Below are 6442 nucleotides of genomic sequence, written 5' to 3'. Positions count from 1 at the left end.
TGGACAGGGTCGAGGCGAAGACGGCCCCCGCGGGCGTGCCGAGCAGGGCCGGGGCGGGAGCCACGGTCACGGCAAGCGCGGAGACTTCGGTCCCGAGCGGGCTCGCGGGTTCGACGCCCCGGGCGCGAGCTTCGGCCCGCAGGACAGCCAAGGGGTCTGGGCCAACGCCACCGATTCGCGTCGCGGACCGTGGGGCGAGAGCGGCCCGGGCTCCGGCCCACGCGGCCGCGGACCCCGTGGCCCGCACGGTGAACGACGCGGCGAAGGCCGTGGCCCGCGTGGTCGTGGCCGCCGACGTCGCGGCGATGTCCGCTCGGCCGCTCTCTTCCTCATTGCCGAGGAGCCGCGCAATGGCTACCAGATCATCGAGGAGCTCGCGGCACGCACGGGCGGCCACTGGCGCCCCAGCTCGGGTGCGGTCTACCCGGCGCTCGCGCAGCTTGAGGACGAGGGCCTGATCGAGGCCTTCGACAACGAGGGTCGCAAGGCCTACCGCCTCACCGAAGCAGGCATGACGGCGGTCGCCGAAGCCGGCGACCGACCCCGTCCGTGGGAGGAGGCGGCCCAGGATGCCGCTCAGGCTTTCGGCGGCCCGACCGGCGGCTCGATGTGGGCCAGCCTGGCCCAGGTCGGTATGGCCGCGCACGCGGTCACCCAGGCCGGCGACGAAGCGATGGTCAGGCAGGCCACCGGCCTGCTGGAGGAGACCAAGAAGGCGCTCTACCGCCTGCTCGCCGCCGACCAGGCCCCGAGCGACGCCCCCGCCGAGCCCAGCGACTCTCCGGAGGACAGCGAGATCTGATCCGCTGATCTGACCTCGTGACGCCAACCGAGAGCCCGGGTGCCGCACGGCACCCGGGCTCTTCGGCGCGCGCGCCGGGCGAGCCTGTGGATGAGTTTCCGCAGTGAGCGTGACCCGCTGTCAGGATCGGCGGCGTGACATCGCGGCCGGAAGTGAGGGACCATGAGCCGTATGACGACCCTGCCCAGGAGCCGGCCCCTGACGCGGGCCGACCTGGACGCCATGCCGGACGACGGCCACAGGTATGAACTCATCGACGGGGTGTTGCTCGTGACCCCGGCACCGGGGACACGCCACCAGCGGGCGTCGTTCCAACTCGGTCTGGCCCTGCATCGAAGCCTGCCGCCCGGGCTGGAGATCTTGCACGCACCCTTCGACGTCGTCCTCGCCGACGACACTGTCCTTCAGCCGGACGTCATCGTCGTGCGGCGCGCGGACCTGACTGAGAAGAACCTCCCCACTGCCCCTGTCCTGGCCGTCGAGATCCTCTCGCCCAGCACCCGGCGAGTCGACTTGCTGCTCAAGCGTTCGCGTCTCGAGGAGGCCGGGTGCGCCTGCTACTGGGTCGTTGACCCGGACGTGCCGAGCATCATCGCGTGGCACCTCGTGGACGGGCGGTATGCCGAGGCGGGCCGCGCGGAGGGCACCGACGTCCTGGTCCTCGACGTTCCCTATCCCGTCACCATCTGCCCGGCCGACCTGGTGCGCTGAAACCAGCCTGCCGACAAGCGACGGGCACGGCCGAATGCACGCAAGGCTGGGAGTCGGCTGAGTGCTTGCGACGCCGAACCTTCAGGCTCGTTCTCAAAACTCCCTGGGCCACACGAAAGTCGCCGGGGGTCGGAGGGTGCGGCGGCCACTGGATGGGACTGGCGGGAGCACGAGGGAGCGCCAGCGACGGAGTGCGGATGGAGGTGGCCGCCACCTCGCCACCTCGCGCTACGTCAATCGTCTTACGACCTTGAGCGGCAGATGACGCATGGCGGTGCCCATCGGACGCCAGGGACAGGCGGGGACGCGGGCATACGGCTTGCGGGCTTGGATCGCGGCGGCGATGGCCCTGGTGCCGGTCACCGTGTCGACCATGAACGGCATCGGCTTCTTCACCTTGTCGTTCATCTCCGAGCGGATGTACCCGGGCAGGATCACCGAGACGTCGATATCGAGGCCGGGCTCGCCGAGCAGTTCGCCCCGGATCCCCTCGCCGAGGTGGGCAACGAAGGCCTTCGTCGCGGCATACACGGTGACCGTCTTGGGCATGCCGCGCATGGCCGACATCGAGGAAATCAGCACCAGATGCCCGCGCTTCTGGGCGCGAAAGAGCTCCATCGCCGCCTCGGTCTGGGCGAGCGCGCCGATGACATTGGTGTATGCCGTGGCCCGGTTCGCGTCGAACCGTCCCGTCCCGACGGGGGCGCCCTTGCCGAGACCCGCGTTGACGACGACCCGGTCGATGGTGCCGAAGTCGGCGGCGAAGGCGCGGAAGACCGCGAACACCGCGGCGTCGTCCGTGACGTCGAGGGCGCGGACCTCGACCCGCCGGCCGGGTTGCGCGGCAAGGATTTCCGTGCGCAGGTCGTCCAGACGGTCGGTGCGCCGGGCGCAGAGGGCCAGGTCTTCGCCGGCCGCGGCGAGCTGACGGGCGAGCTCGGCGCCGATGCCGGAGCTGGCGCCGGTGATCAGCGTGACGCTCACGCCTCGGTCCCGCCCTCGGCCGTGGCATCGGCTTCGGCGTTGGCACCGTCCTCGCCGGTAGCCTGGGCGCCCACCGAACTCGACTCGTCCGCGTCCAAGAACGATGAGTCGCCCTGTGCAGCAGTCAATTCCGCGCACTTGGCGTCCAGGAACCGGACGATGCTGACGAACTCGCCATACATCGGGTTGGTCGTCTGGCCGTGGAAGAAGCGGTAGTAGATCTGCTGGGCAATCACCGCCAGCCGGAAGCCGCCGAAGACATCATAGAACCGCCACCGCTCCGGATCCATGGTGAAACCCATTGCCGCGCAGTAGTGCTCGACGACTTGAGCGCGCCTCCACATGCCCGGGGCATTCGTCGGCTGGCGCCGCATCGCCAGGAAGGGAGCGGGGTCGTCGGCTTGCGCCCAATACGCCAGGCCGCTCGCCAGATCCATGAGCGGATCGCCAATCGTGGCCATCTCCCAGTCGAGCACCCCGACCACGCGCGTCGGATCCTCCGGGGACAGAACGAGATTGTCGAAGCGGAAGTCATTGTGGATCAGCACCTGGGCAATATCGTCGGGCTGGTGCCCGTCGAGCCACGCCATCGTCGCCTCGAAGTCTCCGACATCGGGCGTGCGCGCCGCCCGATAGCGCGCCGACCAACCCCCGACTTGACGAGCGACATAGCCCTCGCCCTTGCCGAGCCCGGCCAGTCCGACCGCACTCGGGTCGACACGGTGCAACTCCACGAGGGTGTCGATCGCGTTGCGGCACAACCGATCCACGGCATCCGCGTCAAGCCTGAGGTCGGCTGGGATCTCACGCCGCAGGATCGTCCCAGGGATGCGCTCCATGACATAGAACTCCGAGCCGATCACCGACTCGTCGTCGCAGTAGGCGACCATCGGGGCCACCTTGGGAAAGGCCGGTCGCAGGGCCGCCTGGATGTTGTGCTCGCGGCCCATGTCGTGGGCTCCGCGCGCCTTGGTCCCGCCCGGTGGCCGGCGCAGGATCAACTCGCGACCGCCGGGATACTGCAAGAGATAGGTGAGGTTGGATGCGCCTCCGGAGAACTGCCGCACCGTTGGCGTCTCGTGCAACCCGCCCGCGTCAGAAGCGTTGGCGCGCAACCAGATCGCCATTGACTCCACGTCGAACGCGTCTTCGTCGCGCACGTCGACGGGCGTGGAGACGTCACTCATCGCTGCGCCGCCTTCTCGGCGCGGGCGGCAATGCGGTGCGCACCTCGGGACGCGGCCCGGTCATACACCGGGCGGGCCAGCCGCTTGGTCCAGTAGGACGTGCGTCCGAGCCGGTCGGTCAGGATGATGTGCTTGCCGGCCTCGACGCCTTTGACCACGCGCGCGGCGATGTCGTCGGCCGACAGTTTTGCGGTCGTGATCAGCCGAGTCCCCGACTGCTCGAACTCTTCATCCTTGCCCTGGAACGACTGGTGCAGGTTGGTCCGGAAGAACGCCGGGCACACGACCGACACCCGGATCCCGAACGGGCGCAACTCGAAATGCAGGGTCTCCGACAGCGCCACCACACCCGCCTTGGTCGCGTTGTAGCTCGACATCCCCGGCCCGTGGATCAGCCCGGCGAGGGAGGCCGTGTTGACGATGTGCCCGCTCCCCTGCTGCTTCAGCAGTGGCGTGAAGGTCTGGCAGCCGCGCACCACGCCGAGCAGATTGACATCGATGACGCGCTCCCAGTCGGCCATCGACTCGACGTCGATCCGGCCGCCGGTCGCCACACCAGCGTTGTTGTAGAGCAGGTCCAGCCCACCCCACTCCTCGCGCACCCAGGCGAGCGCCGCGTCCCAATCCTGTTGTGCCCGAACGTCAAGCCGCCGGTATGCCACGGCGTCCGGGACCGCGGTCGGCCGCTCGTCAGCGAGATCCACCGCGAGCACCCGCGCGCCCCGCGCGCAGTAGGCCTTGACGAGCGCCAGCCCAAGCCCGGACGCACCCCCCGTAACGAGCACCCGGTGGCCCGAACGCGACTGCGGCACAGCGGAGCTCATGCGTTCGGCGCCGAGGAGCGAGCGGCATACGGCTTGAGCAGGTGCCGGGCGACGACGACGAGGTGGACCTCGTCGGGGCCGTCGGCAAGGCGCAGCGAGCGCGCCCCGGCATACGCCGCGGCGAGCGGGAAGTCCGGCCCGGTGCCGCCGCCGCCGTGCAACTGGATCGCGAGATCGATGACGTCGCAGGCCATCTGGGGCACCGCGGCCTTGATCTCCGAGACCTCCGACAGCGCTCCGGCGGTGCCGAAGGTGTCGAGCTTCCACGCGGCGTGCAGGACGTGCAGCCGGGCCTGGTTGATCGCGATCCGCGCCTTGGCCAAGCGCTCGCGGTTGCCGCCGAGGTTGACAAGCGGCTTCCCGAAGGCGACCCGACTCGTGGCCCGCTCGCAGGCGAGCTCGAGTGCCTTCTCGGACAACCCGATCAGGCGCATGCAGTGATGCACCCGGCCAGGGCCGAGCCGGCCCTGGGCGATGGTGAACGCCATCCCGGGGCCGCCGATGATCGACTCGACCGGCAGGCGCACATCGGTCAGCGAGACCTCCCCGTGGCCGAGCGGCTCGTCATACTGACCGAGCGTCGTCAGCAGCCGCTCGACCTTGACCCCGGGGGCGTCCATCGGGACGAGCACCATCGAGTGCTGGTGGTGCCGGTCGGCGCTCTCGTCGGTGAGCGCCATATAGATCCCGACCTTGCAGTCCGGGTGGCCGGCGCCGGAGGACCACCACTTGCGGCCGTTGAGGACGACCTCGTCGCCCTCGATCCGCGCGGTGGCGGCCATATTGGTCGCGTCGGAGGAGGCGACACCCGGCTCGGTCATCAAGAAGGCGCTGCGAATCCGCCCGTCCAGCAACGGATCCAGCCACCGGTCCTTCTGGGCCTGGCTGCCGTACTTGAGGATGACCTCCATATTGCCGGTGTCCGGCGCATTGGAGTTGAAGATCAGCGGCGCGATGAAGCTGCGGCCCATCTGCTCGGCCACCGGCGCGTAATCGAGGTTCGAGAGCCCGGCGGCGCCGTCGGTGCCGTACTTCGCGGCATACGGGCCTTCGTGGCCGGCGGGGAGGAAGAGATTCCATAGGCCCTGGCCGCGCGCCTTCGCCTTGAGCGTCTCGATTGCCGGATGCGGCGTCCATGGGTCCTCACCCCGCGCGCGCCGAGCGGCGATGTCGGCCACAAACTCCGGCTCGACCGGCTCGATCTCGGTATCGACGAACTCGCGGACCCGATTGGTGAGGTCGGCCGCGCGCACAGATGGGGTGAAGTCCATGCTCTTGACCATAGTCGCCTATTGAGCAATGCTCAATAGTATGCCGCGTCACGCCGCCGATCCGCCCGCCCCTCGGGCGCGGATGACCCCCGACGAGCGGCGGCGGCAGCTGCTCGGGATCGGCCTGCGCAAGTTCGTCGACCGGCCGGTGCAGGAACTCTCGCTCGACGAGGTCGCCGCCGAGGCGGGGGTCTCGCGCGGCCTGCTCTTCCACTATTTCCCGACCAAGACGGCGTACCACGAGGCGGTCGTCGCGGCGGCGGGTCGGCGGGTGCTGCGGACCGTGCGGCCCGACGCGGACCTGGCCGGCGAGGCAGCGGCGCGGCAGATCGTGGAGCGCTTCATCGCCCAGATCGCGCGGCGGCGCGAGTTCTATCTAGCGCTGGTTTTTGGCCGGCTGGGGCCTAGTGACGGCGCCGGGTCCGAGCCCGGGGGCACAGCGAAGTCGTTGCGAGAGAGCATTGCTCGGCTCGTTGCCGAGCAGTTGACCGTGCCGGACGAGCAGTTAGGAGTCGTGCACGCCTGGGTGGCGTATGCCGAGGATCGCGCCCTGCAGTTCGCCGCTCCCCCCGCGGACTGGGAAGCACCGGCGAGCACGAGCAGACCGACGGCCACCGGCAGACTAGGAGGCACCGGCATACGGGAGGGCGCCGGCATACGGGA

The 6442-nt window shown here is 69.7% G+C and carries 7 protein-coding genes; 3 read left to right on the top strand and 4 right to left on the bottom strand.

The features are described from left to right. Window positions 1-802 (top strand): PadR family transcriptional regulator (locus tag PKH97_RS01305; protein ID WP_324385591.1); only part of this gene is annotated, 802 nt, incomplete at its 5' end. A gap of 171 nt (window positions 803-973) precedes the next feature. Then, window positions 974-1513: a Uma2 family endonuclease gene (locus PKH97_RS01300; RefSeq protein ID WP_324385590.1), complete on the top strand. Its 540-nt coding sequence runs from the start codon at window positions 974-976 to the stop codon at window positions 1511-1513. A gap of 228 nt (window positions 1514-1741) precedes the next feature. On the opposite strand, the gene PKH97_RS01295 is transcribed toward PKH97_RS01300, so the two are convergent. The 4 genes from PKH97_RS01295 to PKH97_RS01280 are packed head-to-tail and all read right to left on the bottom strand — an operon-like array spanning window position 1742 to window position 5779. Beyond that, the gene (locus PKH97_RS01295) at window positions 1742-2497 is read right to left on the bottom strand and encodes an SDR family oxidoreductase (RefSeq protein ID WP_324385589.1); all 756 of its coding nucleotides are present in this window, start codon (window positions 2495-2497) and stop codon (window positions 1742-1744) included. Next, window positions 2494-3684 carry a phosphotransferase family protein gene (locus PKH97_RS01290; protein WP_324385588.1) on the bottom strand — a complete coding sequence of 397 codons (1191 nt, stop codon included), beginning with the start codon at window positions 3682-3684 and terminating at the stop codon, window positions 2494-2496. The genes PKH97_RS01295 and PKH97_RS01290 overlap by 4 nt, the downstream gene beginning before the upstream one ends. Further along, window positions 3681-4508, bottom strand: a complete 828-nt coding sequence (locus PKH97_RS01285) for an SDR family NAD(P)-dependent oxidoreductase (protein ID WP_324385587.1) — start codon at window positions 4506-4508, stop codon at window positions 3681-3683. Before PKH97_RS01285 ends, PKH97_RS01290 begins: the two co-directional genes overlap by 4 nt. Then, window positions 4505-5779, bottom strand: a complete 1275-nt coding sequence (locus PKH97_RS01280) for an acyl-CoA dehydrogenase family protein (protein WP_324385586.1) — start codon at window positions 5777-5779, stop codon at window positions 4505-4507. Before PKH97_RS01280 ends, PKH97_RS01285 begins: the two co-directional genes overlap by 4 nt. Before the next feature lie 40 nt (window positions 5780-5819). Between PKH97_RS01280 and PKH97_RS01275 the strand changes: the two genes are divergently transcribed. Further along, window positions 5820-6442: TetR/AcrR family transcriptional regulator (locus tag PKH97_RS01275; RefSeq protein ID WP_324385585.1), on the top strand; the 623-nt coding region annotated here is incomplete at its 3' end.

Origin of the sequence: Nostocoides sp. (assembly GCF_035343835.1) — a bacterium.
GTDB classification, from domain to species: domain Bacteria; phylum Actinomycetota; class Actinomycetes; order Actinomycetales; family Dermatophilaceae; genus Nostocoides_A; species Nostocoides_A vanveenii.
The sequence above is the reverse complement of the archived record's forward strand: the minus strand, read 5'-3'. Positions and strand labels throughout refer to the sequence as shown.

Bases quoted from the DNA above. Each gene is read 5' to 3' on its own strand.
- PKH97_RS01300 (WP_324385590.1), top strand. From the start codon at position 974: ATGACGACCCTGCCCAGGAGCCGGCCCCTGACGCGGGCCGACCTGGAC.
- PKH97_RS01290 (WP_324385588.1), bottom strand. From the start codon at position 3,684: ATGAGTGACGTCTCCACGCCCGTCGACGTGCGCGACGAAGACGCGTTC.
- PKH97_RS01285 (WP_324385587.1), bottom strand. From the start codon at position 4,508: ATGAGCTCCGCTGTGCCGCAGTCGCGTTCGGGCCACCGGGTGCTCGTT.
- PKH97_RS01280 (WP_324385586.1), bottom strand. From the start codon at position 5,779: ATGGACTTCACCCCATCTGTGCGCGCGGCCGACCTCACCAATCGGGTC.